This window comes from Mesorhizobium sp. M0185, assembly GCF_040322175.1.
Classification (GTDB): Bacteria; Pseudomonadota; Alphaproteobacteria; order Rhizobiales; family Rhizobiaceae; genus Mesorhizobium.
Genome location: NZ_JAMYSY010000012.1, coordinates 44,718 through 68,846, shown reverse-complemented (window position 1 = coordinate 68,846; position 24,129 = coordinate 44,718). Strand labels below are relative to the sequence as shown.

The following is a 24,129-nucleotide window of genomic DNA, read 5'->3' as shown; positions in this document are numbered from 1 at the left end:
GCCAATTCATTTTCAATTGGCTGCAAAATGCTGCAAGGACTGCCTGAAATGACTGCCGAGACCGTTCTTGACAATGCCCGTATTGTGCTGGCCGACCAGATCGTCGAAGGGTCGATCGTGCTGCGCGACGGCATGATCGCCGCCATCGATGCCGGACCCGGCCGCAGCGGCGAGGACATGGGCGGCGACTTCATCATCCCTGGCCTGGTCGAGCTCCACACCGATCATCTCGAAGGCCATTACGCGCCACGGCCGAAAGTGCGCTGGAACCCGATCGCCGCGGTGCTCGCCCATGACGCGCAGGTGGCGACCGCCGGCATCACCACCGTGCTCGACGCCTTGCGTGTCGGCATGGACGAGGATGCCGACCTGACGGCCGCCGACATACGCAAGCTGGCCGACGCGATCGAGGACAGCGTGCAGCAGGACCGGCTCAGGGCCGACCATTTCCTCCATCTGCGTTGCGAGGTTTCGGCGCCGGACTGCCTCACAGCCTTCGCCAATTTCGACGGCGACGAGCGGGTCAGGCTGGCGTCGCTGATGGACCATGCGCCCGGACAGCGCCAGTTCGTCAATTTGGAAACCTACGCCTATTACTACCAGCGCAAGCTGAAGCTGACCGATCGCGATTTCCAGAAATTCTGCGAAAAGCGGATGGCGGAATCGGCGAGGAATTCGAGCCCGAACCGCAGCTTCATCGCCGCTGCCTGCCAAGAGCGCGGCATCGTGCTCGCCAGCCATGACGACGCAACCGTCGGCCATGTCGACGAAGCGATCGAGCAAGGTGTGCGCGTCGCCGAGTTCCCGACCACCGAGGAGGCGGCGCGGGCTTCAAAAGAGGCAGGGCTCGGCGTATTGATGGGCGCGCCGAACGTCATGCGCGGCGCGTCGCATTCGGGCAATGTCTCGGCCCGCACGCTGGCCGGCGATGGCCTGCTCGATATCCTGTCGTCGGACTACATTCCCTTCAGTCTGATCCAGTCAGCCTTCTTCCTCGGCGACGTGGTCGAGGGCATTTCCTTGCCACAGGCGGTGGCGATGGTCTCAAAGAACCCGGCCGAGGCGGTCGGCCTCACCGATCGCGGTGTCATCGAGCCCGGCCGGCGCGCCGATCTGGTTCGCGTGCGCGTCGACGACCATGTCCCGGTCGTCCGCACGGTCTGGCGGCAGGGACGCCGAGTCGCATGATGGTGTCGGCATCGGTCGAGCGTGAATTGTCCGCTACGGGATTTCCGATCCGCGACGGTGTCTTCGTCGCCGTCGTCGGGCCGAGCGGTGCCGGCAAGGACACGGTGATCGGCTATGCGCGCGCCGTGTTTGCCGACGAGAGCCGGCTGGAGTTCGTGCGCCGGGTGATCACCCGGCCGAGCGATGCGGCCACCGAGGATCACGACACGCTCGCCGACGTTGCCTTCGTCGAGGCCGAAGCGGATGGCGCCTTCGCGATTTCCTGGGAGGCGCATGGCCTGCGCTATGGCATCCCGGCCGAAGTCGATTGGTCGGTCTCAAACGGCCGTGTCGCGATCGCCAACGTCTCGCGCGCGATCATCCCGGCGCTGCGGGAGCGCTACGCCAATCTGGCTGTCGTCGAGATCACGGCTACACCGGATATCCTGGCCGAGCGGCTGGCATTGCGCGGTCGCGAATCGCGCGGCGAAGTGCTGGCACGGCTGGCGCGCAGTGCCAATGTCGCGCTGTCCGGACCGGGTGTCACCTCGATCGACAATAGCGGCCCTCGTGAAGCCGCCGGCGAGCGCTTCGCCGAGGTGCTGCGCAAGGCCATGGCCTTCTCCGACATGTCGGGCCTTATCTAAAGTAGCGCCCATCTGATGCATTCGGTATGGGCGCTACTTGTCTAACCGATATCTTTTTGGAAACCGGTATCCACTTTTCGGGATTATGGCCTCATGCGGCGTGCCGGTCCCGACCAGCGTGACGAGTATCCGTGGCAGTGGTTGTCGAAGGCTTCGCTGGCGCATCCGCTGGTGTGTCCAGAACTGCAACGTGGTGCCGATACACCATCTCCCAGCCCTTCCAGCCGGTGAACAGCAGTATGCAGACCACTATGAACGACAAGAGCACACCCCATGGGCGGACCGCGGCTTCGGCGCCTTGCGCATAGCGAAGGTAGAAATTGATCAGTGCCACAACGACCGCGGTCAAGTTGCCTAGCATGTGGTACCAGGCGTCGGACAAGGCGCGAATGCGCGGCTCGTTGAGGAAGTCGATAAATCCGGCTGTCGCAGCGAGAAGGGCCATTACTATGGCTGCCCCGATCAACCACATCGATGCCCGTGCCCAGAAGGCATCGGCAGTCCCCCAGAAAACCAGGTCGGTGACAAACGCACCGACAAGAAACGCGACAGGAAAAGGTATCAGCATCGGGTGGAGGGGGTGAGTTCCTACTTGTGGGCATGGAACACCTCCGCGCAGCAAAGCTTAAATAAACGCTCAGATACGGGTTTCGTTCCAAATAGAGACCGACCTGAACTGCTGTCGCGAAGCTCCGGCTGACTCTTTCACGCCACCTGCCATGGCAGTCGGCGAATTTCATCCAGCTATTTTTGCGTCACTCAGCGGCAGCACCCGCCACGCCCTTGCGTGTGGCTTCCAGCATCCGCCGCCGCGCCCTGAACACGCCCCATTGCTGGTCGACCAGCACGCCGATGAGGATCACCCCGCCCATGACGGCGAAGTTGAGCGAGGACGGGATGCCGAGCAGGTTGACGAGGTTCTGCAGCTCCTGCAGCAGCACGGTGCCGAGCAGGACGCCGATCAGCGAGCCTTCGCCGCCACGCAGCGAGAAGCCGCCGAGCACCGCGGCCGCGATGGCATAGAGCTCGTAGAACTGGCCGTGGCTCGCCGGCGAGATCGAGCGTGTGTACATGGCGAAATAGATCGCCGACAGCGCCGTCAGCACGCCGCAGATGACATAGGCGGCCATGACGATGCGGCCGGTGCGGATGCCGGAATATTTTGCCGCTTCCTCGTTCTTGCCGATGGCATAGAGATAGCGCCCGAACACCGACCGGTGCAGCACCACCCACATGACGACGGCGATGACGATCAGCGCGATGAAGCTGTTCGGCACGCCCCAGGACCGCCCCGCCGTCAGGAACTCGAGTTCCGGGAAGTTCTGTCCGAAGGCAAAGCCGGCGGTGCCGTCGGCGGTGTAGAAGCGCGCCACGCCGCGATAGATCAACAGGCCGCACAAAGTCACCACGAAAGGCTGCAATTTGAGCCGGGTGATCAGCCAGCCATGCGCCAGCCCGATGATGCCGCCGAGCACCAGGATCAGCGGCAGGGCGACCGGCCAGGCCATGCCGCGCGTGGCGATGAAGTCGATGAACAGCACGCCGAGCAGCGCAACCACCGAGCCGACCGACAATTCGATGCCACCGGTGATGATGACGAAGGCTTGGCCGATCGACAGGATGCCGAACAACCCGATCAGGTTCGAGGTGTTGGCGAGATTGATCGGCAGCAGGAAGCGCGGGTTGATGATTGCCACCACCGCGCCGACCACCAGGATCAGGATCAGCAGGCCGAGATCTTTCTTGCTCATCGTCTTCTCCCAGTGCCTGCGAACTACTTCGGCTGCTTGCCGACCGCCAGCAGCAGCACGTTTTCCTGGCTGAACCGGTCCTTGTCGAGAATGCCGGAGATCTGGCCTTCATGCATGACGGCAATGCGGTCGGAAACGCCGATCACCTCCTCCATGTCGCTGGAGATCATCAGCACGGCGACGCCGGCATCGGCCAACGCCCGCATCAGCCCGTAGATCTCGGCCTTGGCGCCGATGTCGATGCCGCGCGTCGGCTCGTCGAGGATCATCACCTTCGGCTTCATCGCCAGCCATTTGGCCAGCACGACCTTTTGCTGGTTGCCGCCCGACAGCGTGCCGGTGCGCGTCTGGACGGAGGGCGCCCTGATGCCGAGATCGGTCTTCTGCTTCTCGGCGGTGGCGGCCTCCGCGCCGGCCGAGACCAGCGAGCGCCGCGAATGCGCCGGCAGATTGGGCAGCGAGATGTTCTGGGCGATCGACAGATCGAGCAGGATGCCGGTCAGCTTGCGGTCTTCGGGGACGAGGAAAATACCGTTGGCCACTGCGTCCGCGGCCGAACCAAGAACCAGATCTTTTCCGTCAAGCTGGAACGAGCCGCCAAAGCTCTTGTCGATGCCGAACAGAACGCGCGCCAGCTCCGTCCGGCCCGAGCCGACGAGACCGGCGAGGCCGAGGATCTCGCCATGCCTGACGTCGAGGTCGACGGGCCGGTCGGGATAGGCAGCGGTGCGAATGGCCTTGACCGACAGCGCGACAGAGCCCGGCGGGCGCGCCGATTCCGCGGCCTTCTCGCGCTCCTTCAGCATGCGGCCGATCATCAGCTTGACCATCTGGTCGTGATTGATGGCGCTCTTCGGCAAGGTTCCGGCGAGCATGCCGTCCCTGAGCACGACGACGCGGTCGGCGACGCGCTCGACCTCGTGCAGGCGGTGCGAGATGAAAATGACGCTGATGCCGTCTGCCTTCAGCGCCTTGATGACACCGAGCAGCTTGTCGGTTTCGGCGATCGGCAGGCTCGATGTCGGTTCGTCGAGGATGACCAGCCGCGCCTTGATCGACAGCGCCTTGGCGATCTCGACCATTTGCTGCTGGGCCAGCGACAGCGCCGACACCGGCGTATCGGCCGAGAAATTGGCGCCCACGCGTTTGAGCAGCGGCGCCGCCAGCGCTCGCAGCCTGGCGCGGTCGACCAGCCTGAACGGGCCGGCGCGCAGCGGTTCGCGGCCGAAGAAGATATTGGCGGCGACGTCGAGGTTCTCGAACAGGTTGAGTTCCTGGTGGACGAAGGCGATGCCCGAACCGATGCTGGCCTCGACGGTCAGACTGTCATGGGCGACGCCATCGACGGTGATGGTGCCGGTGTCCGGCCGGGTCACGCCGCCGAGGATCTTCATCAGCGTCGATTTGCCGGCGCCGTTTTCGCCGACCAGGCCGATGACCTCGCCGGGCCTGACCTCGATCGAGAACCCGTCCAGCGCGACAACGCCGGGATAGGTCTTGCGCACGCCGTCGAGGCTCAGGAACGGAGCGGCCGTGGATGCAACGATGGATGGATCGGAATAATTCATCACGCCTGACAGCAGCCGGTGAGCCGTTTTGGCCTCAGACTGACGGGCCTTGCGAGGCGCGTCAATAGAATCGCCGGCTCAGGGCGAACCCTTGAGCCGGCGCAACCTAATTCGCTCAGTTTCCCGACATCGCCTTGAGGTTGGCGGCGTAGGCGTCGACATCGTCCTTGCCGATGATCTTGGTCGGCACGATGATCAGGCCATCGGCGGGCACGCCCGACTTGTCGCCCTCGAGATAGGCGGCCATCAGCTTCATGCCCTGATAGGCCCATTCGAAAGGCTGCTGTACGACGGTAGCGGCGACGGTGCCTTCCTTGACGCCGCCCAGCGTGATCGGATCGTCGTCGAAGCCGACGACGGTGATCTGGCCGAGCTTGCCGGCATCGCGCAGCGCTTCGTAGATGCGCGGCGTGTTGTAGGAATAGAAGCCGACCATGCAGGTGACGTCGGGGCTGGCGACCAGCGCGTCCTCGACGTTCTTCTTGGCGCGAGCCTGATCGATGTCGTCGCCACGCACGTCGACCAATTCGATCTTGGTGCCCGCGAGACCGTCCTTCATGCCCTGGATACGTTCCTTGGCATTGTCGGCGCCGAGCAGGCCGACGAAGCCGAGGCACTTGCCGCCGTCAGGCATTGCCTTCTTGGCGATCTCTGCCGCCTGCTTGCCGGCATCGACATTGGAAGAGCCGATATAGGCGACACGCTTGGTCTGCGGTGCGTCGCTGTCGGTGGTGAACAACGCCGTTTCCGAGGCGATCTTGTTCAGCCCGTCGGTCGACGTCTTGGGATCGACGGCCGAGACCATGATCGCCTTCACGCCGGCCGTCACCAGATCGTCCATCAGGCGCTGCTGGATGGCGACCGAGGACTGCTCCGGATATTTGAGCTCCAGATTGTAATTGGGCAGTTCGCCTTGAGCCTTCTTGACGCCGGCTTCGGCCGCCTTCCAGAAATCGGAAGCGCCGTTGACGACGAAGGCCAGAGTCGGCTTGTCGTCGGCCCGCGCAATTGCGCTGGCGGAAAGGCCGAGCAGCAGGGCCGCAGCGGCGACGGACGCATTTCGTATCACAGATTTCATATTCAACCTCCCATTTTGACTCAGTAATTTTCGCTGATGATGAACGTGCCGGCGCGGCTTGGACGCCCTCCTCCTCAAGGGTTTCCGGCAACGAAGAACGACGCCATTCCAGCCGCTATCGTCGACTTTAGAGACTCATTCGCCGTTCGTAAATAGTCCGATTTGTCTGACATTTCCCGGAGCGGCAGGCAAGCTTCGACTGACGAGAACCGTCCGATACCAGGCTGACTTGCGTTCCGAACATGCGCGGTCTGACGTCGTCCGGGCATGATGGATTGACGTTATAGGGATGCCAGATATTAGTAAAGAGTATTAGTTTGGTCGGGATTCTCGCCACAAACGAGAGAGGCCTCCCCAGTCGCAACCGTTTTGGATCGGGGTCTAAATCGCCTAAGAGGGTCGATTATATCTATTAGTATCGCTTCGCCCTATAAATGCGAGATTCGCGAGACCAATGACATGAACGAACCACTGCGTGATCCCGTCCTTGAGGGTACCAGGCGGCGCAAGCTGTCCGGGAAAAATCCCAAGGGCCGCGTTACCATGACCGACATCGCCAGGGCCGCAGGCTGTTCGCAGGCGACGGTTTCGTTCGTGCTCAACAACACGCCGGGCATCAGGCTGTCGCAGCAAACCCGAGAGCGGGTGATCGAGACGGCGCGAACGCTGGGCTATTCGCCGCCCGTGTTTTCTGCCTTGCGAGCCCCGGTTGCCGCATTCGACGGGCTGGATGGCGTGATCGGCTTCGCCGTCGACCAGTTGGCGACCAGCCCGGAGGCGGTCGTCGCCATTGAAGGGGCGCGGCAAGCCTCGTGGAACGCCGGCAATGTAGTGTTGGTGGCGCAGACCATGGGCGACGAGATGATGGAGCCCCGGGCCATCGCGGCACTGACCAAGCGGGGCATTTCGGCGCTGATCTACATGACCATTTTCACCCGCGAGATCGTCGCGCCGGACTATCTCTACGGCCTCGACATTCCGGTCATCCTGCTCAACTGCTACACCGCCGACTATGCCTTCCCCGCCGTGGTGCCGAGCGAGATCGCCGGCGGCCAGAGCTCGACCCGGCACCTGATCAGCCATGGGCACAGACGTATCGCCACCATCACCGGCGAGCCCTGGATGCAAGCGGCGCAGGACCGCCTGAAGGGCTACCGCCGGGCGCTGGCGACGGCCGACATTCCGTTCGACCCGGCGCTGGTCGTCGAAGGCGACTGGTCGGCGAGCGCCGGCTATGCCGCGACCGTCAAGCTCTTGGCGCTGAAGGACCGGCCGACCGCGATCTTCTGCCAGAACGACCGCACCGCAATCGGCTGCTACGAGGCGCTGAAGGAGGCCGGCCTGCACATCCCCCGGGATATTTCGGTGATCGGTTATGACGACGAGGAGATCGCGCGGCATCTGTTCCCGCCGCTGACGACGTCGATCCTGCCGCATATGGCGATGGGACAATGGGCGATCGAGCAGCTCGAAGTCCCCGCTGCTCCCGGTCGTGGCCGCTATCCCATCACCAAGCTCGAATGCCCGCTGGTGGAGCGGGAGTCGGTTGGCGCTCTGGCGGGCTGAGGCGAGAGCGCCGGCGATCGACAATTGCACAGGCTTGACATCGGGCCCGGCATATACCCGATTGATTTCATGAGATTGCAAAGCTGCTATAATTTTCAGGACTTCCGCCGGCTGGCAAAACAGCGCCTGCCAGGTCCGATCTTCAATTATATCGATGGCGGCGCGGACGACGAGACGACGCTGCGGCGCAACACGGCGGCGTTCGAGGACTGCGATCTCGTCCCCAACGTCCTTGCCGGCGTCGGACAGGTCGACATGTCGGTCACCGTCATGGGCCAGAAGCTGGCGATGCCGGTCTATTGTTCGCCGACGGCTCTCCAGCGACTGTTTCACCATAGCGGCGAGCGCGCCGTCGCCGCGGCGGCGGAGAAGTTCGGCACGATGTTCGGCGTCTCGTCGCTCGGCACGGTCAGCCTGGAGGAAGTCCGCAAGCACAGGACGCCGCAGGTCTATCAGTTCTATTTCCACAGGGATCGCGGCCTGAACCGCGCCATGATGGAGCGCGCCAAGACGTCCGGCGTCGACGTGATGATGCTGACGGTCGACAGCGTCACCGGCGGAAACCGCGAACGCGACCTGCGGACCGGTTTTTCCATCCCCTTTCGGCTTACGCTCAGCGGCATGATGCAGTTCACGATCAAGCCGAGATGGGCCATCGACTATTTGACGCATGAAAAGTTCAGCCTGCCGCAGTTGGACGGCCATATCGATCTCGGCGGCGGAGCGCTTTCCATCAGCCGCTATTTCACCGAGATCCTCGACCCGTCGCTGGATTGGAAGGACGTCGAAGACATGGTCCGCTTCTGGAACGGCCAGTTTTGCCTGAAGGGGATCATGAGCGTCGCCGATGCCAGAAAAGCGGTCGACATCGGCTGCACCGGTATCGTTCTGTCAAATCATGGCGGCAGACAGCTGGACGGCTCGCGCAGCCCCTTCGACCAGCTGGCGGAGATCGTCGACGCGGTGGGCGACAAGATAGACGTGATCATCGACAGCGGCGTCCAGCGCGGCACGCATGTGCTGAAGGCCCTGTCGTTGGGCGCCAAGGCCGTCGGCCTCGGGCGCTACTATCTCTTCCCGCTGGCAGCCGCCGGACAGGTCGGCGTCGAACGGGCGCTCGGCCTGATGCGAACCGAGATCGAACGCGACATGCGGCTGATGGGATGCAGGTCGGTGGCAGAGCTTTCCAGGGGGAATGTGCGGTTTAGGTGATAGAGCCGGGAAGTGGCGCACGGCATAAGCTTTTCGAAGTGCGAAACTATACCGACCTGCCGCTGCTCCTGCCGTCCGTTTCGAAGACAGCCTCGCCGGAAACAGCATCCGTATATCCGCCCTCAAGCTGCTGCAACGTATGCCGGAACCGATCAAGATTGCCCAGCATTTTGGGCCTGGCATCGACCATGTGCTGAAAAGTGTCCCACTCTCCAATCGAGAAGAAGGCGCCATCTCCCGATTTGATGAGAGCCATTTTTCGCAATCCCTCGAAATTGCGCGGAGCGCTGCTGAACAGTTCGACGAATTCGTCTTCACTACCCGGCCTGACCCGGAAGCGGACGCTGTTGAATGCCGTCATCTACGTTCCCCCGTGAAAGAACTGAAAACCTCGAATATGCGAGGCCCTAACGCACCTCGAACCCTTCGAACAGGTGTACAGGAAAATCGGAAGGTTGGCTTCAGTCACCTCTGGCCGAAAGCCCCGTTTCTGGCGCTATTTTGCAAGGAAGAGGACGACGCTCGATCGCAATCGGTACGCCCTTCCAACCGGCAATGAAACGCGCTGTTAACGCCGTTCGCGGGTGACAGGATGTTGGCCGCAGTTCGAAGGTATAATCTGCGTCTCGCTGTCAGTTGCGGAGGCGAAAATGAATTTGGTTCGGATTGCGCTCTTGTGCACGGCCATGATCGACCTTGGAATGCCGGCCGTTCGCGCTGAGGATCGGCCTGTGCCGCAGAACAATAAAGCCGCAACAACGCAGCCGCCCGTTCATTGTGAAGGCCAAAATTGTCTCCCGCCGGCGAAAGATCCCGTGCAGGAATGCACTGGCCAGGATTGCACGCCAGGCCCGCCGACTGAACCGGGCCCGGAGATTAAGCAGGCCGACTGAGCAGCATTAGCTGACGATCCCCGTTTTGGCATGGATGGCGCTCAGCCCTCGCGACTTTCCGGCCACCGGTGGTAGATTCTGTTACCTATGTTCCCGGGTTGGACAAATGAGTTTAATGGCGCGCCCGAAGAGATTCGAACTCCTGACCCCCAGATTCGTAGTCTGGTGCTCTATCCAGCTGAGCTACGGGCGCGCAACAGGCCATGCTTTGCATAGCCCCGCGATCCGATCCTGGCGACCGGCCGCGAATGTGAGCTGTTCCCTAGCGACTGAATTTGCGAAAAGCAAGCCGATCCTGGCCAAAAGTTTTGCCGTCATGCGCCGGCCGGCGAAGGCAAGATCGCGTCACACGGCGGCCGAGCCGATAGGTCGTCGTCTTGGATCAGTCATTTGCCAATCGGAACGGCCCGTAACGAAACACGCCGTTCCACGGCGGCCGAGCCGATGGCTCGTAGTCTCGGACCAACCATTTGCGAATTGAAACGGTCCGTAACGAAACGGTTCGTTACGCCGGGCGGCGCAGACCGTTGCGGGCTTGGTCGAGCCGGACCGGCTGGTCGGGAATGGTGACCGCGAATGTGGTGCGGCCGCCGATCGATTCGACCAGCTCCACCGTGCCGCCATGGGCGCGGATCAATTCATGGGCGATCGCCAGGCCAAGGCCGGTGCCGCCGCTGCGGGCCGAGCCGCGAAATGCCGCGAACAGGTTTTCTCGCGCCTTTGGCGGCAGGCCGGGGCCGGTGTCGGTGACGACGATGCGGCTGACGCTGCCGATGCGCTCGGCCGATATGGTCAAGCGGCGCACCACGGCGCTCTCGGTGTCGGCCGCCATCGCCTGCACGGCGTTGCGGCTAAGATTGGTGAGCACGCGGAACAGCTGGTCGGAATCGGCGTCGACCTCGAGCACCGGATCGACGGCGTTGACGAATTCGATGCCGCATTCGATGTCGAGCAGGCCCTGGACGTCCTCGACCAGCTGGCGCAGCCGCAGCCTGCGGCGCGACGGCGGCGGCTCCTGGGTGCGGCCATAGGCCAGCACGCCCTCCGAGTAGGACACCGCACGGTCGAGCGCGCGCAGCAGTTTTGGTGCGAAGGCCTGCACGGTCGGGTCCTTGACCTGGCGCAGGCGGTCCGACATCAGCTGCGCCGAGGCGAGGATGTTGCGCATGTCGTGGTTGATCTTCGAAACCGCGAGGCCGAGATCGGCCAGGTGCTTCTGCTCGGACAGCATCTTCTGCAGCCGCTCCTGCATCTGCGACAGCTCGCGTTCGGCGACGCCGATCTCGTCGGCCCGGGCGGCGGGGTGAATGATGCGACCGGGATCGTCGGGCGCCTCGGAAAAGGACAGCATCGAGCGTGTCATCGTCCTGATCGGGCCGATCATGATCAGGTCTATCGCGGCGTAGACCAGCATGGCGGTGAACAGCGAGATCAGCAGCGAGACGAAGGCGACGTTGCGCGAATAGATCAGCATGGCATTGCGCAGGCGGTGGTCGGGCATGATCAGCTCGAATTCCTTGTCGCTGTCGCCGACCGGCCCGAAAACGCGCAGCATCCGCTTGCCGCCGAAAAACAGCGTGTCCAGCGCGCCGGTCATACCCTTGATCATGCCGACATTGGCGATATCGATATGCTCGTCGACCTGCGGCGGCATTTCGGCCACGACCAGAAGCCGCGAGACGCCGCCGTCGCGCACGGCGATCGCCTTGGCGCCGATCGCCATCAGTACGTCGTTCTGGGCGGCACGCGACAGCGAGGCAGGTTCGCCCTGCACCAGGACGATGGAAACCGCGGCGGCGGTGCTCAGCCTCTCCTTCAGCCAACTCAGCCTGTAGCTGGCGATCCAGGGCACGAAGATGAGGATTTCGGCCAAGAGCACGAAGACGATGGTGAGCAGCAGCAACTTGGTCGACAGGCCGCGCGCCAGCGGCACCCTGCGGGTGGCCGCCTTCGCCTGGGCGATGCTTTCGTCGGTTGCTGGGACTTCACTCATGCTCGTCGTCACGGCTGCCTGTCATCACGGCTGCTTGTCTTAGGGACTGCTCGTCTTCACGATCGCTTGATCGGGTGAGATTAGGCGATTGCGGCTTTTTTGCCAAATTCATCCTTGGTCGAAGCCGGACAAAGGGCCGCAAGACTTCGATGCCGGTCCGACAATGCCGGCCCGACACGCTGGATTGACTTCCAAAACCCTTCTTTCTATAAGCCCGCTCACGCTCGGGCCATTCGTCCCGGCGCGGTTTCGATCGCGCCAAAACCGGCCCGGCAAAGCTCCTGTTACAAAGTGACAGAATCAAGAAGGGCCGCACCCCGCGGTATTTAAACAAATGAAGCGTACTTACCAGCCGTCCAAACTCGTCCGCAAACGCAGGCACGGTTTCCGCGCCCGCATGGCCACCAAAGGTGGCCGCGGCGTCGTCGCAGCCCGCCGCAACCGCGGCCGCAAGCGTCTCAGCGCCTGAGCACCAAGCGAGAGACAAGATCGTTGCCCGCAACCGGCAAGCCAACGGGTGCCCATCCCAAGCGGCTTCTGAAGCGCGCGGAATTCCTGGCTGTCCGCCGCGGCGAAAAGCGCCGCGGGCGGCTTTTCCTCGTCGAGGTCCTGGGCCGCGGCGACAGCGAGGCGCCGCGCGTCGGCTACACCGTCACCAGGAAGGTCGGCAACGCCGTCGTTCGCAACCGCATCCGGCGGCGGCTGAGAGAGGCCGTGCGCACGCATGCCGCGGATGACATGGCGCCCGGCAATGATTATGTCATCGTCGGGCGCGAAGACGTGCTTACCACTCCGTTCGGCCAGTTGAAGGCCGAACTCTCCCGCAGATTGCGTGGAACACGATAGGCCAAGGGCTTCGATGGAAAACAACCGCAACTTCTTCATCACCATCGCACTGTCGGTGCTGATCCTGGCGCTTTGGCAATATTTGTATGTGATGCCGCGCAGCGAGATGCAGCGCGAAGCCGCCCGCATCGAAGAGCAGCGCGTGGCGGAGCAGAAGAAGGCCGCCCAAGGCACCAGCCCGGGCGCCAGCGAAACACCGGTGCAGCCGGGCGCCATTCCGAACGCGCCTGGCGGCAACGCGGTGACGCCGGCCGGCCGCGAGCAGGCGATTGCCTCGACCAGCCGCGTCAAGATCGACACGCCGAGCCTCGAAGGCTCGATCAACCTCACCGGCGCGCGTCTCGATGATCTCAAGCTCAAGCACTACACGGAGACGGTCGACAAAAACTCACCCAAGATCGCGCTGCTCAATCCTGAGTCGCTGCCGAACGGATATTTCGCCGAGATCGGCTTTGTTGGCGAAGACAAGGTGGGAACGCTGCCGGGACCCAAGACCGTTTGGAACGTCGACGGCAATCCGACGCTAACGCCGGCTACACCAGTGACGCTCACCTTCACCAACGACAAGGGCCTGACTTTCAAGCGCACATTCTCGGTCGACAACGACTACATGTTCACCGTTTCCGACACCGTGCAGAATTCCGGTAGCAGCCCTGTCTCGCTGTTCAATTACGGCCGCATCACCCGCTTCGACAAGCCGGCAGTCGCCAGCATCTATGTGTTGCACGAAGGCCTGATCGGCGTCACCGGCAGCGAAGGCCTGCAGGAACACAAATACGCCGATCTCGAGAAAAACAAGCAGTACACACCGAGCAAGTCCAAGGACGGTTGGCTGGGCATCACCGACAAATACTGGGCGGCGACACTGGTGCCGACAGAGGCGCAGGAGTTTCAGCCAAACTTCGCTTATTACGAGGACGGCCGTCATCGCTATCAAGCCGACTTCCGCACGGACGCGATTGCGCTGCAACCCGGCGAATCCAAGACCATTGAATCGGAGATCTTTGCCGGCGCAAAGGAAGTCAACAAGATCAATGCTTACGAGAAAGATCGCAAGATAAGGCTTTTCGAAAAGCTGATCGATTGGGGCTGGTTCTGGTTCATAACTCAGCCGATGTTCTCGCTGATCGACACGCTCTACAAATTCTTCGGCAATTTCGGTCTGGCGATCCTCGCCACCACCGTCATTGTCAAGGCGCTGTTCTTCCCGCTCGCCAACAAGTCCTATGCGTCGATGGCGAACATGAAGAAGGTGCAGCCCAAGATGCTCGAGATCCGCGAGAAATACGCGGACGACAAGATGAAGCAGCAGCAGGCGATGATGGAGCTCTACAAGTCCGAGAAGATCAATCCGCTCGCCGGCTGCTGGCCGGTGGCATTGCAGATCCCGGTGTTCTTCTCGCTCTACAAGGTGCTCTACATCACCATCGAGATGCGGCACGCGCCGTTCTTCGGCTGGATCCAGGATCTGGCGGCGCCGGACCCGACATCGATTTTCAACCTGTTCGGGCTGATCCCCGTTACCTTGCCGCACATGCTGATGATCGGCGTCTGGCCGCTGATCATGGGCGTGACGATGTTCCTGCAGATGCGCATGAACCCGACGCCGCCGGACCCGACGCAGGCGGCGATCTTCACCTGGATGCCCGTGATCTTCACCTTCATGATGGCGGGTTTTCCGGCCGGCCTCGTCATCTACTGGGCCTGGAACAACACGCTGTCGATCCTGCAGCAGGGCGTGATCATGAAGCGGCAGGGCGCCAAGATCGAATTGTGGGACAATCTGGTCGCGCTGTTCCGCAAGAAACCGTCGCCGGCGGAATAGCCGGCACTCCGACGATGCGAGACCAAAAAGCCCTGGTTCGTCCGGGGCTTTTTGCACAGGCTGCCGGTCTGGATTAAGCGATTGGTACTGCCGGACGGATCGCGCTATTTTGACCTGCCTGGCAGTTGCTCGACGGAGCTCGATATGACCGGACCCAATCCATCGATCAAGCATCCGATCCCGTTGCACACGCGCGTCGGCTTTCTGAAGCCGCTGGTGACGGCGCCGAATATCGAGATCGGCGACTTCACCTATTATGACGACCCTGACGGACCCGACAAATTCGCCGAAAAATGCGTGCTGCATCATTATCCGTTCATCGGCGACAGGCTGATCATCGGCAAGTTCTGCGCCATTGCCGAAGGCGCGCGCTTCATCATGAACGGCGCCAATCACGCCATGTCCGGCTTTTCGACCTATCCGTTCAACATCTTTGGTCACGGCTGGGAGGAAGGTTTCGACCCGGCGACATGGTCGAAGGAGGTGCGTGGCGACACAATCGTCGGCAACGACGTCTGGATCGGCATGGAAGCGGTGATGCTGCCGGGCGTGAAGATCGGCGACGGCGCCATCGTCGCGGCAAAGTCGGTGGTGACGCACGATGTGCCGGCCTATGCGATCGTCGCCGGCAATCCGGCCAAAGTGGTGAAGATGCGCTTCGATGACAGGACCATTCGGCGGCTGCTGGCGCTGGCGTGGTGGCACTGGCCGGTGGAAAAGATCAGCCGCAATCTCGATGCTATTCGTGGCAGCAACATTTTTCTTCTGGAGGCGGCGGTTTGAACGCGTTGAACAAGACCACGATCGGCATCGAATTGTTCACGCGAGCCTGGATATTCATCCGCGGCGTGCCGGCGATGAAATTCCTGCCGCCGGAGGGACCGCCCGAGATCGCCTTTGCCGGCCGCTCCAATGTCGGCAAATCGTCACTGATCAACGCGCTGGTCAACCAGAAGGGGCTGGCGCGCACCTCCAACACGCCGGGCAGGACGCAAGAGCTCAACTATTTCGTGCCTGGCGGATTTTCGGGAGAAGGCGCCGATCTGCCGCCGATGGCGCTGGTCGACATGCCAGGCTATGGCTACGCCACGGCACCGAAGGAAAAGGTCGACGAGTGGACGAAGCTCGTGTTCGACTATCTGAAGGGCCGGGTGACGCTGAAGCGCGTCTACGTGCTGATCGATGCCCGCCATGGCATCAAGGCCAAGGACGACGAGGTGCTGTCGCTGCTCGACAAGGCGGCGGTGTCGTATCAGATCGTGCTGACCAAGACCGACAAGATCAAGGCGGCGGGGGTACCGCGACTGGTCGAGGAAACGCTCCAGAAGATCAAGAAACGACCGGCGGCCTTCCCCTTCGTGCTCGCCACGTCGTCGGAAAAGAGCGAGGGTCTCGAGGAACTGCGTGCGGCGATCGTGCTCGCCGCCAATGGCGGATAGGCCACCGACCCTGGCAGCCTGTCAGGCGGGGCTGGAGGCCCGTTCCTGCTCTGCAAGCTGTTCGGTGCCGTAGGCCTTCAGGAACACATCGACGCCCGACCTGACGATGTGTTCGATCTCGGCCACACTTGGGGCCTTGGTGCGATAGGCGAAAATGCACTGGCGGAAAAGACCGGCCAGACACAGCTCGGTGAACTGATAGGCGGCAAGCTCGACGTCGTCGATCTTCAGCAGGCCGCGTTCGATAGCCATGTTGAGGAAAACGACGACCCTGTCATGGCCACGCTTCGGGCCGCGTTCGTAGAACCGGGCACCAAGCTCCGGGATGCGTTCCGACGCGCCGATCACCGTCCGCTGCGCCAGGATGACCCTCGCGGAAGTGATCTTCATGGACAGCACGATGCCGAACTTCACCAACGTCTGGCGAAGGTCGCCGATCTGGTCGAGCACCTCATACATGTTCTTGAAAATCGTGCCGCGCTCTTCCTCGATCAGCGCTTCGAAGAGCTCTTCCTTGTTGGCGAAGTAGACATAGATGGTGCCCTTGGACACGCCGGCCTCGCGCGTAATGTCGTTCATCGACGCGGCTTCGAAGCCCTTTTCGATGAAGACACGGCGCGCACCGTCGATGATCTGGCTGCGCTTGACCGGGTCTTGACCCGCGGCCGGGCGGCCGCGCGGCAGGCTGTCCAGCAGATCGCACTGGTCCTTGCCAGCGCTGGGCAATGGGCCTGAATCAGGCAAAGGAGCGGCCTTGGGGGCTTCGGCCATAATGTCACACCTCGTAAAATAATTCGAACCATCCGGTTCGATTGCTCTTGATATGGTCCTCTTTAAGCGCTAAGTCAACGTCTAGATCGAACCGAACGGTTCAGTCTGACAAAATTCAGCGCCAGTTAATTTAGAGAGATATCATGTCCTCGAACGCGCCCACCAGTGCCGAAGTCCGCCCCTTCCCCAGTGCCAAGGTCCAGCCTGCGATCGAAGCGCCGGAAACCCCTCTCAAGCCCGCCGACGTCACCCCGCTGGCTCCCGCCAAGAAGAAGCGCTCGACGCGCTCGATGTTGTTGCCCATCATCGGCCTGGCCCTGCTGGGTGCCGGCGCCTGGTATGGCTATGATTACTGGACCGACGGGCGCTTCATGATCACGACTGACGATGCCTATGTCCAGGCCGACACCGCGTTCATCTCGCCAAAAATCTCGGGTTATGTCGATCAGGTCAAAGTGACCGAGAACCAGCAGGTGAAGGCCGGCGACCCGCTGCTGATCGTCGATGACGGTGACTACAAGATAGCCGTTGCCCAGGCCGAGGCGCAGATCGCCACGTTGAGCAAGACGCTCGACCGCATCGATGCCCAGACCGAGGCGGCGCGCGCCTCGCTCAAGCAGGCGCAGGCGCAGAAGACCGCCGACCAGGCCGCGGCCGATAATGCGAAGCGAGATCAGGTTCGTGCCGCCCAGTTGCTCAAGACCCGCGTCGGTACCCAGGCCCAGTTGGACGATGCCCAGACGGCGGTCGAGCAAGCCAATGCCGCACTAGCCGGCGCCGACGCGCAGATCGCGGCGGCTCAGGCCAATATCGGCGTGCTCCAGGCGCAGCGGGCGGAATCGGCAAGCACGCTGGCCTCGCTGCAGCTTGCCCACGACAAGGCGGTGCGGGATCTGTCCTTCACCGTGCTGCGCGCACCTTATGACGGCGTGGTCGGCAACCGCTCGGTCGAGCAGGGCGACCTGATCAGCCCCGGACAGAAGCTCGCCGTCATCGTGCCAATGGACAAGCTCTACATCGTCGCCAACTTCAAGGAGACCCAGCTTGCCCGGCTGGTGCCTGGTGAAAAGGTCAGAGTGTCGGTCGACGCGATCGACGGTCAGGACATCGAGGGTACCGTGTCGTCGCTGGCCCCGGCTTCGGGAGCAGTGTTCTCGCTGCTGCCGCCGGAAAACGCCACAGGCAATTTCACCAAGGTGGTGCAGCGCGTTCCGGTTCGCATAGACGTGCCCGCGGATGTGTTGAAGACGGGCAAGCTGCGCGCCGGCCTGAGCGTCGTCGTCGCCGTCGACAGCCGCACCGCGCCTTCGGCATCGAAGTAAAGCGGAACCGGGAGCAAGGGTCATGGCGACCGCAACCCTAACTGCAGGATCGGCGCCGGCGCCAGCCATGCCGGTGCCGGTCGACCACATCTCGACGCGCCGCGTCATCGCCTTCCTGGCAATGGTGTTCGGCATGTTCATGGCCATCCTCGACATTCAGATCGTCTCGGCCTCGCTGGCCGAGATCCAGGCGGGCCTCAGCGCCAGTTCGGACGAGATTCCGTGGGTGCAGACGGCGTATCTGATTGCCGAGGTGGTGATGATCCCGCTGTCGGGCTTCCTCAGCCGGATGCTGTCGACGCGGGTGCTGTTCACAATCTCGGCGGCAGGTTTCACCGCGGCCAGCGCGCTGGCGGCGACCGCAACCAATATCGACCAGATGATCGTCTACCGCGCCGTGCAGGGCTTCATCGGCGGCGGCATGATCCCGAGCGTCTTTGCAGCCGCCTTCACCATCTTCCCGCCGTCGCGTCGCGCCATCGTCTCGCCGATGATCGGTCTGGTGGCGACGCTGGCGCCAACCATCGGCCCGACCGTCGGCGGCTATATCAGCCATGCCATGTCCTGGCACTGGCTGTTCCTGGTCAACGTCGTGCCCGGCATTCTGGTGACGACGGCCGCCTGGTCGCTGATCGACTTCGACAAACCCAATCTCAAGCTGTTCAGCAAGTTCGACTGGTGGGGGCTTGCCGGCATGGCCGCCTTCCTGGGCTGCATGGAATATGTGCTGGAGGAAGGTCCCAACAACGACTGGCTGCAGGATCAGGCGGTGTTCATCTGCGCCGTCATCATGACCTTCGGCGCGGTGCTGTTCTTCTGGCGCGTGTTCACCGCCGAGGAGCCGATTGTCGATCTGAGGGCTTTCAGCAATATCAATTTTGCCTTCGGCTCGCTGTTCTCCTTCGTCGTCGGCATCGGCCTCTACGGTCTGACCTATCTTTATCCGGTGTTCCTGGGGCGGATCCGCGGCTACGATTCGATGATGATCGGCGAGGCGCTGTTCGTCAGCGGCCTGGCCATGTTCTTCACTGCGCCGATCTCCGGCATCCTGTCGAACAAGATGGACCCGCGCATCATGATGATGATCGGCTTCTTCGGCTTCGCCACGGGGACCTGGTGGATGACGCATCTCACCGCCGACTGGGATTTCTATGAACTGCTGATCCCGCAGATCCTGCGCGGCTGCTCGATGATGCTTTGCATGGTGCCGATCAACAACATTGCCCTCGGAACCTTGCCGCCGGAGCGGCTGAAGAATGCGTCTGGCCTGTTCAACCTGACCCGCAATCTCGGCGGCGCCGTCGGCCTGGCAGTCATCAACACCGTGCTGATCGACCGCAATGCCTTCCACTACGCCAGGCTCTCCGAGCACGTGCAATGGGGAAGTGCCGCTGCACAGCAGAAGCTGCAGAACATGACGCTCAACTTCGAGCAGACCGCCGGGCCCGACGCCTCCAAGGCGGCCATCTCCAAACTGTCAGGCATGGTCCAGCAGCAGGCGTCGCTGCTGTCGTTCATGGACGTATTCTTCATGCTGACGGTTTTGTTCGCGACGCTTGGGCTCTTCACCCTGGTGATCCGCAAGCCAGCCGCCCAGGGCGGCGGTGGCGGAGGCCATTGAGGCGCGCTGGATCCCCCGCCTGGCGCCCTCGCGCATGACCCCGAAAAGCGATTTTCGGGGTCATGCGCAAAATCAACCATTACGAAGTCCTCTCGCGCTCCGACAAAGTCAGGGTCCCAGCCGTCCTCACGCCGTCGCCGGCTTGAAGGTCAAGGCAACGCCATTGATGCAGTGTCGCAACCCGGTCGGCGGCGGACCGTCGTCGAATACGTGGCCGAGATGGCCGCCGCAGCGGCGACAATGGACCTCCGTGCGGGTCATGCCCAAAGACCTGTCCACGGTCTTGCCGACGGAATTCGGGATTTCCTGCCAGAAGCTCGGCCAGCCTGTGCCGGAATCGAACTTGGTCTCTGACGAATAGACCGGCAGGCCGCAGCCGGCGCAAGCGAAGATGCCTTTGCGGTGCTCGTTGAGCAGCGGACTGGTGCCCGGGTATTCCGTGCCCTCCTTGCGCAGCACATTGAAGGCCGCGTCGGACAGGATGGCGCGCCACTCGGCTTCGGTCTTGGTAACCTCGAAAGTCTCAGCCGCGCGTGCATCTTGGGCTCCGCCCATGCGCAGCGCGGTGGCGCCTGCGACAACGCCAATGGCTGCCGCACCACTCAAAAGAAGCTCGCGACGGTTCATGGCCATTCCTCCTGTCATTGCTTGTGCCAAATTCGACCGCCACACGGAAATCAAAAGCCGGTGACGATCGCTGTCCTCAAAGCGGGACTCCGCGCCTATCCACATCTTGCGTGAACGGCGCGGAGCGTGCGCAGGGAGGCCCTTAGCGATATCTTCGCCGGCAGCGTGCGTTTGTTACATCTTCGGCAGGAGAACCTTGTCGACGACGTGGATGACGCCGTTGGACTGCTCGACATCGGCGATCGTCACATTGGCGACGTTGCCGTTCTCGTCGGTCACGGTGACCTTGCCGCCGTCGGCCTTGAGCGACAGTTCGCAACCACCGACCGTCTTGACCTTGTGGGTGCCGCCGTCGTTCTTGACCATCTTGGCGACGTCGGCGGCCATCGCTTTGGCGCCGATGACATGGCAAGTCAGGATCTTGACGAGCTTGTCCTTGTTTTCAGGCCTGAGCAGCGTCTCCACCGTGCCGGCTGGAAGTGCCGCAAAGGCCTCGTTGGTCGGCGCGAACACAGTGAAGGGGCCAGCGCTTTGCAGCGTATCGACCAGGCCGCCTGCCTTGACGGCAGCGACCAGCGTCGTGTGGTCCTTCGAGTTGACAGCATTTTCGACGATGTTTTTCTGGGCATACATGGCGGCGCCGCCGACCATCGGATTTTGAGCATAGGCAATGGTGGCGAGCGCGGAAATGGCGACCGTGCCGGCAAGCAAAAGGGTGGCGAATTTACGCATGATTTCAATCTCCTCGGGTTAATCGTTCCCCTCATTTGGGAACGCAAGGAGATACGCGATAGAAATGCTGGAGTTTCGCCCTCTCCGCAAAAAAATATTTGTCGCTGCAATTTGCCCGGCGCGGATCGACAGCCGCCAACAAGCTTTGCAGGCGTTTAAATCGCGGGAGATAGATTTCAGGTCTGCTTCCGGAGATGAGAAGCGGTTAGATGCTCTTCAGATCGCCCGCTGCGACCACCGGTCCAGTCGGCTGGCCGGTCGGTGAGCCGCCGGCAGGCTCAACGCTGACCGCAAGCACGGCGCCTTGCGCCAATTTCTCCTGGACGGCGGGCGGGATGGCCAAATGCGCGGTCGCGCCGGCCGGGATGACGCCCATCGACACCGGCGCCTTCTTGCCTTCGATCATCCACAGCTCGAAGTCCTTGCCGGCGGCCCGCTCGCCGGAAACGTGGGAAAGACCGACCTCGTGACGGGCGGCATCGTAGACGACGAGATATTTGACGTCGCTGCCTTCGGCCGCCAGCGAGGCGACAAGCCGCGCCTGCGGCGGTTCGGTGGACGGGCGGAAGTAAGGCACGGCGATGTAGATCGCCAGCGCCGCAATGGCGGCGGCGGCAAGACCGCGCCAGAAGCCAAGGCTCGACCACAGGCCGGCGCGCGGCTCTGCAGCGAACAGCCGGCGGTCCAATGCTTCCTTGACCCTGATCGGAGGCTCTGTCTCCGGATAGGCGGCGGCCATCGGCGAAAGATGCGCCTCCCAGGCATCGACAAGGCGCGCGAAGGCGGCGTCCGCATCGATGCGGCGCGACGCGATCTCGCGTTCATCGGCGGCCAGAACGCCAAGAACGTATTCGGCGGCGAACAGGTCGTCGCCCCCACGTTCCGGTCCATTGTCGTCAGCCAGCGTCATCTTTCCAGGCATTCTCTCAGTTTCAACAGGCTGCGCCGCAGCCAGGTCCGCATCGTGTTCAGCGGTACGCCATAGCGCTCCGCCAGTTCGGCATAGCTTTTGCCATCCAGATAGGCGCCCCGGACGGCCGCCGCCCGGTCCTTCTCCAATTCCTTGAGACAATGGTAGATGCGTTCGGACTCACCGCCCGCCACGGCCATGGCCTCCGGCCCCGGCGCCGGATCGGCCACGTCGAGCGCGGCATCGATATAGGCGGCAGGCTCTCGCCGCGCCCTGATCCGATCGATCGCATGATTGCGCGCAATGGCCACCAGCCAGGAGATCGGGCTCAGATCCGAAACGGCGAAACGGTCCGCCTTCGTCCATATCTTGACGAAGACCTCTTGAAGCGCCTCTTCTGCATCTCCCCGATCCTTCAATACACGAAGGCAGACGCCGAAAAGTTTCGCGCTGGTCTGCCGGTAGAGCAGATCGAACGCAGCCCGGTCCTTCATCGAAGTCCGGACAATCAGGTTGCTGATGTCCTGCGGCGTCATCCGCCGCCAAATTAGGCGATTGCAATGTATTTGCAACGACTGAAATGGTCTTGCGCACCGGCAGCGCCAGCGTCGATTGCCAATGAAATCGCAGCCCGCTAGCTTGCAATGAGCGGGAGGGCGACCATGTCGATCGAGCGGGTTCTGTGGGAGCATGACGCAACCGGCCAGGCCGCACTCGTGCACAAGGGAGAGATCACACCGCAAGATCTCGTCGATGCGGCGATCGCCCGGGCCGAGGCCACCCTGCCGGAGATCAACGCAATCGCCGAACCGCTTTTTGAGGCGGCGCGGGCGCGAGCGAAAACCGTTGACCGCAAGCTGCCGCTTGCCGGAGTGCCCTTTGCGCTGAAGGATCTTGGCATCGCTATGAAGGGCGTGCCGACGCATGGCGGCAGCCGCATCCCGGCCTTCACCCCCGATTTCAGCTCGGTGATGACGGAACGCTATCTGGCCGCCGGCCTGATCCCGATCGCCACCAGCACCGCACCCGAACACGGGCTGAGGCTGGTGACGGAGTCGGTGGCTTACGGCGTCACCCGCAATCCATGGAATACCGCGCACACGACCGGCGGTTCCTCGGGCGGTGCGGCGGCGCTGGTCGCGGCCGGCGTCGTGCCGGTGGCACATGCCTCGGATGGCGGCGGCTCGATCAGGGTGCCTGCCGCTTGTACCGGGCTGGTCGGGCTGAAAACCTCGCGCGGCCGCGTACCCTTGACGCCGCTCGTCACCGAAAGCTGGTATGGCTTCGTCGTCGACCATGCGTTGGCCCGCTCGGTGCGCGATACGGCCCTGCTGCTCGACCTGACCCACGGGCCCGACCCGCTGTCGCCCTACGCGGCACCGTTGCCGAACGGCAGTTTCGCTGCGGCCGCCGGGCGCGATCCGGGCAAGCTCAAGCTCGCCTTCTATCGAAAATCGCCGCTCGGCTTGCCGATATCGGAAGAGACGTTGAAAGCTCTGGATGCGGCGATTGCGCTGGGGCGCGAAGGCGGACACAGCGTCGAGGAGATCGACCTGCCCTATATCGATCGCGATTTCATCGCCGATTTCGCCAGAACCGTCGCTGCGGCGGTGGCCGGCACGATGCGTGGCGAGGCCTTGCGCGTCGGCCGCTCCATCTCAGGCGACATCGAACGCGCCACGCGCGTGATGAGCCGGTTCGGTGAAATTCTCTCGGCCGGCGAAATCTATGCCGGCCTGCAGCGGCTGCACGCAACCTCGCGCCGGCTTATCACCGAAACCGCGCATTATGATGCAGTGCTGATGCCTGTCATCGCGCACCCGCCGCTCGCCTGCGGCACCATGGACCCGAAAGGCGCCGACGAATTCATCGAGAATGTCCTGGACAGACTGCGCCTCGCCGGCCTGCTGAAGTTCAAGCCGCTATTCGGCCAGCTGATGGACAAGAGCCTGTGGTTCACGCACTGGCCGGCGATCCAGAACGTCAGCGGGCAACCGTCGATCACGCTTCCGGTTTACATCACCGATGCCGGCCTGCCGCTCGGCGTCCAGGCCGCCGGCCGCCCCGGCGACGAGGAAACGCTTTTGTCGTTCGCCGCGCAGATGGAAAGGATCTCGGGCTGGCTGGGCCGACGGGCGCCGCTGCAGCGGCCGGCATAGGC

The 24,129-nt window shown here is 62.7% G+C and carries 23 protein-coding genes and 1 tRNA gene; 12 read left to right on the top strand and 12 right to left on the bottom strand.

Annotation, left to right across the window (positions count from 1 at the left end; genetic code table 11):
* The first annotated feature begins 48 nt into the window (after positions 1 to 48).
* Together NKJ20_RS12385 and phnN are read left to right on the top strand one after the other, a co-directional pair.
* A complete protein-coding gene (locus tag NKJ20_RS12385) occupies positions 49 to 1,188 on the top strand; it encodes an alpha-D-ribose 1-methylphosphonate 5-triphosphate diphosphatase (protein ID WP_352453006.1) in 1,140 nt (379 codons plus the stop codon).
* Positions 1,185 to 1,814 carry a phosphonate metabolism protein/1,5-bisphosphokinase (PRPP-forming) PhnN gene (gene phnN, locus NKJ20_RS12380; protein WP_352464731.1) on the top strand — a complete coding sequence of 210 codons (630 nt, stop codon included), beginning with the start codon at positions 1,185 to 1,187 and terminating at the stop codon, positions 1,812 to 1,814. Before NKJ20_RS12385 ends, phnN begins: the two co-directional genes overlap by 4 nt.
* 91 nt (positions 1,815 to 1,905) lie before the next feature.
* Here phnN and NKJ20_RS12375 read toward each other — a convergent pair whose 3' ends face one another.
* The 4 genes from NKJ20_RS12375 to NKJ20_RS12360 form a co-directional block, all read right to left on the bottom strand.
* Complete coding sequence (locus tag NKJ20_RS12375; protein WP_352744307.1) at positions 1,906 to 2,436, bottom strand: DUF2231 domain-containing protein; 531 nt, start codon at positions 2,434 to 2,436, stop codon at positions 1,906 to 1,908.
* A 133-nt stretch (positions 2,437 to 2,569) separates the two neighbouring features.
* Positions 2,570 to 3,565: an ABC transporter permease gene (locus NKJ20_RS12370; RefSeq protein WP_023677502.1), complete on the bottom strand. Its 996-nt coding sequence runs from the start codon at positions 3,563 to 3,565 to the stop codon at positions 2,570 to 2,572.
* A gap of 23 nt (positions 3,566 to 3,588) precedes the next feature.
* On the bottom strand, positions 3,589 to 5,133 hold the full coding sequence (locus NKJ20_RS12365) for a sugar ABC transporter ATP-binding protein (RefSeq protein WP_352455995.1): 1,545 nt from the start codon (positions 5,131 to 5,133) through the stop codon (positions 3,589 to 3,591).
* 115 nt (positions 5,134 to 5,248) lie between these two features.
* Positions 5,249 to 6,211 carry a sugar-binding protein gene (locus NKJ20_RS12360; protein WP_352455994.1) on the bottom strand — a complete coding sequence of 321 codons (963 nt, stop codon included), beginning with the start codon at positions 6,209 to 6,211 and terminating at the stop codon, positions 5,249 to 5,251.
* A 543-nt stretch (positions 6,212 to 6,754) separates the two neighbouring features.
* On the opposite strand from NKJ20_RS12360, the gene NKJ20_RS12355 reads away from it, so the two are divergent.
* Both NKJ20_RS12355 and NKJ20_RS12350 read left to right on the top strand, forming a co-directional pair.
* Entirely contained in the window at positions 6,755 to 7,777 is a 1,023-nt protein-coding gene (locus NKJ20_RS12355; protein ID WP_352996191.1) for a LacI family DNA-binding transcriptional regulator, read from the top strand.
* A gap of 69 nt (positions 7,778 to 7,846) precedes the next feature.
* A complete protein-coding gene (locus tag NKJ20_RS12350) occupies positions 7,847 to 8,989 on the top strand; it encodes an alpha-hydroxy acid oxidase (protein ID WP_352744304.1) in 1,143 nt (380 codons plus the stop codon).
* A gap of 46 nt (positions 8,990 to 9,035) precedes the next feature.
* Here NKJ20_RS12350 and NKJ20_RS12345 read toward each other — a convergent pair whose 3' ends face one another.
* The 3 genes from NKJ20_RS12345 to NKJ20_RS12335 all read right to left on the bottom strand — a co-directional run bounded on the left by NKJ20_RS12345 (position 9,036) and on the right by NKJ20_RS12335 (position 11,875).
* The gene (locus tag NKJ20_RS12345; protein WP_352744302.1) at positions 9,036 to 9,350 is read right to left on the bottom strand and encodes an antibiotic biosynthesis monooxygenase family protein; all 315 of its coding nucleotides are present in this window, start codon (positions 9,348 to 9,350) and stop codon (positions 9,036 to 9,038) included.
* A 648-nt stretch (positions 9,351 to 9,998) separates the two neighbouring features.
* Positions 9,999 to 10,075, bottom strand: a tRNA-Arg gene (locus tag NKJ20_RS12340).
* A 312-nt stretch (positions 10,076 to 10,387) separates the two neighbouring features.
* A complete protein-coding gene (locus tag NKJ20_RS12335) occupies positions 10,388 to 11,875 on the bottom strand; it encodes an ATP-binding protein (protein ID WP_352539961.1) in 1,488 nt (495 codons plus the stop codon).
* A 334-nt stretch (positions 11,876 to 12,209) separates the two neighbouring features.
* Here NKJ20_RS12335 and rpmH point away from each other — a divergent pair, with 334 nt between their 5' ends.
* The 5 genes from rpmH to yihA all read left to right on the top strand — a co-directional run bounded on the left by rpmH (position 12,210) and on the right by yihA (position 15,985).
* Positions 12,210 to 12,344 (top strand): 50S ribosomal protein L34, encoded by a 135-nt coding sequence (gene rpmH, locus NKJ20_RS12330; protein ID WP_008833937.1) that lies wholly within the window; start codon positions 12,210 to 12,212, stop codon positions 12,342 to 12,344.
* A gap of 23 nt (positions 12,345 to 12,367) precedes the next feature.
* Positions 12,368 to 12,721, top strand: a complete 354-nt coding sequence (gene rnpA / locus NKJ20_RS12325) for a ribonuclease P protein component (protein WP_352539960.1) — start codon at positions 12,368 to 12,370, stop codon at positions 12,719 to 12,721.
* Between the two features lie 13 nt (positions 12,722 to 12,734).
* A complete protein-coding gene (yidC, locus tag NKJ20_RS12320) occupies positions 12,735 to 14,546 on the top strand; it encodes a membrane protein insertase YidC (RefSeq protein ID WP_352744298.1) in 1,812 nt (603 codons plus the stop codon).
* A gap of 144 nt (positions 14,547 to 14,690) precedes the next feature.
* Complete coding sequence (locus NKJ20_RS12315; protein ID WP_023677492.1) at positions 14,691 to 15,329, top strand: CatB-related O-acetyltransferase; 639 nt, start codon at positions 14,691 to 14,693, stop codon at positions 15,327 to 15,329.
* Entirely contained in the window at positions 15,326 to 15,985 is a 660-nt protein-coding gene (gene yihA / locus NKJ20_RS12310) for a ribosome biogenesis GTP-binding protein YihA/YsxC (RefSeq protein WP_352472343.1), read from the top strand. Before NKJ20_RS12315 ends, yihA begins: the two co-directional genes overlap by 4 nt.
* A gap of 21 nt (positions 15,986 to 16,006) precedes the next feature.
* Here yihA and NKJ20_RS12305 read toward each other — a convergent pair whose 3' ends face one another.
* The gene (locus NKJ20_RS12305) at positions 16,007 to 16,756 is read right to left on the bottom strand and encodes a TetR/AcrR family transcriptional regulator (protein WP_352539958.1); all 750 of its coding nucleotides are present in this window, start codon (positions 16,754 to 16,756) and stop codon (positions 16,007 to 16,009) included.
* A 143-nt stretch (positions 16,757 to 16,899) separates the two neighbouring features.
* Between NKJ20_RS12305 and NKJ20_RS12300 the strand changes: the two genes are divergently transcribed.
* Together NKJ20_RS12300 and NKJ20_RS12295 are read left to right on the top strand one after the other, a co-directional pair.
* Entirely contained in the window at positions 16,900 to 18,078 is a 1,179-nt protein-coding gene (locus tag NKJ20_RS12300; protein WP_352744296.1) for an HlyD family secretion protein, read from the top strand.
* 67 nt (positions 18,079 to 18,145) lie between these two features.
* On the top strand, positions 18,146 to 19,699 hold the full coding sequence (locus tag NKJ20_RS12295; protein WP_352744378.1) for a DHA2 family efflux MFS transporter permease subunit: 1,554 nt from the start codon (positions 18,146 to 18,148) through the stop codon (positions 19,697 to 19,699).
* 126 nt (positions 19,700 to 19,825) lie between these two features.
* On the opposite strand, the gene msrB is transcribed toward NKJ20_RS12295, so the two are convergent.
* From msrB to NKJ20_RS12275, 4 genes are all read right to left on the bottom strand, one after another.
* Positions 19,826 to 20,326, bottom strand: a complete 501-nt coding sequence (gene msrB / locus NKJ20_RS12290) for a peptide-methionine (R)-S-oxide reductase MsrB (RefSeq protein WP_023677487.1) — start codon at positions 20,324 to 20,326, stop codon at positions 19,826 to 19,828.
* A gap of 174 nt (positions 20,327 to 20,500) precedes the next feature.
* Positions 20,501 to 21,058, bottom strand: a complete 558-nt coding sequence (locus NKJ20_RS12285) for a fasciclin domain-containing protein (protein ID WP_023677486.1) — start codon at positions 21,056 to 21,058, stop codon at positions 20,501 to 20,503.
* 205 nt (positions 21,059 to 21,263) lie between these two features.
* Positions 21,264 to 21,968: an anti-sigma factor gene (locus NKJ20_RS12280; protein ID WP_352472348.1), complete on the bottom strand. Its 705-nt coding sequence runs from the start codon at positions 21,966 to 21,968 to the stop codon at positions 21,264 to 21,266.
* Positions 21,965 to 22,504 (bottom strand): sigma-70 family RNA polymerase sigma factor, encoded by a 540-nt coding sequence (locus NKJ20_RS12275; protein ID WP_023677484.1) that lies wholly within the window; start codon positions 22,502 to 22,504, stop codon positions 21,965 to 21,967. Before NKJ20_RS12275 ends, NKJ20_RS12280 begins: the two co-directional genes overlap by 4 nt.
* Positions 22,505 to 22,630: 126 nt before the next feature.
* On the opposite strand from NKJ20_RS12275, the gene NKJ20_RS12270 reads away from it, so the two are divergent.
* Positions 22,631 to 24,127 carry an amidase gene (locus NKJ20_RS12270; protein ID WP_352744293.1) on the top strand — a complete coding sequence of 499 codons (1,497 nt, stop codon included), beginning with the start codon at positions 22,631 to 22,633 and terminating at the stop codon, positions 24,125 to 24,127.
* Positions 24,128 to 24,129 lie beyond the last annotated feature (2 nt).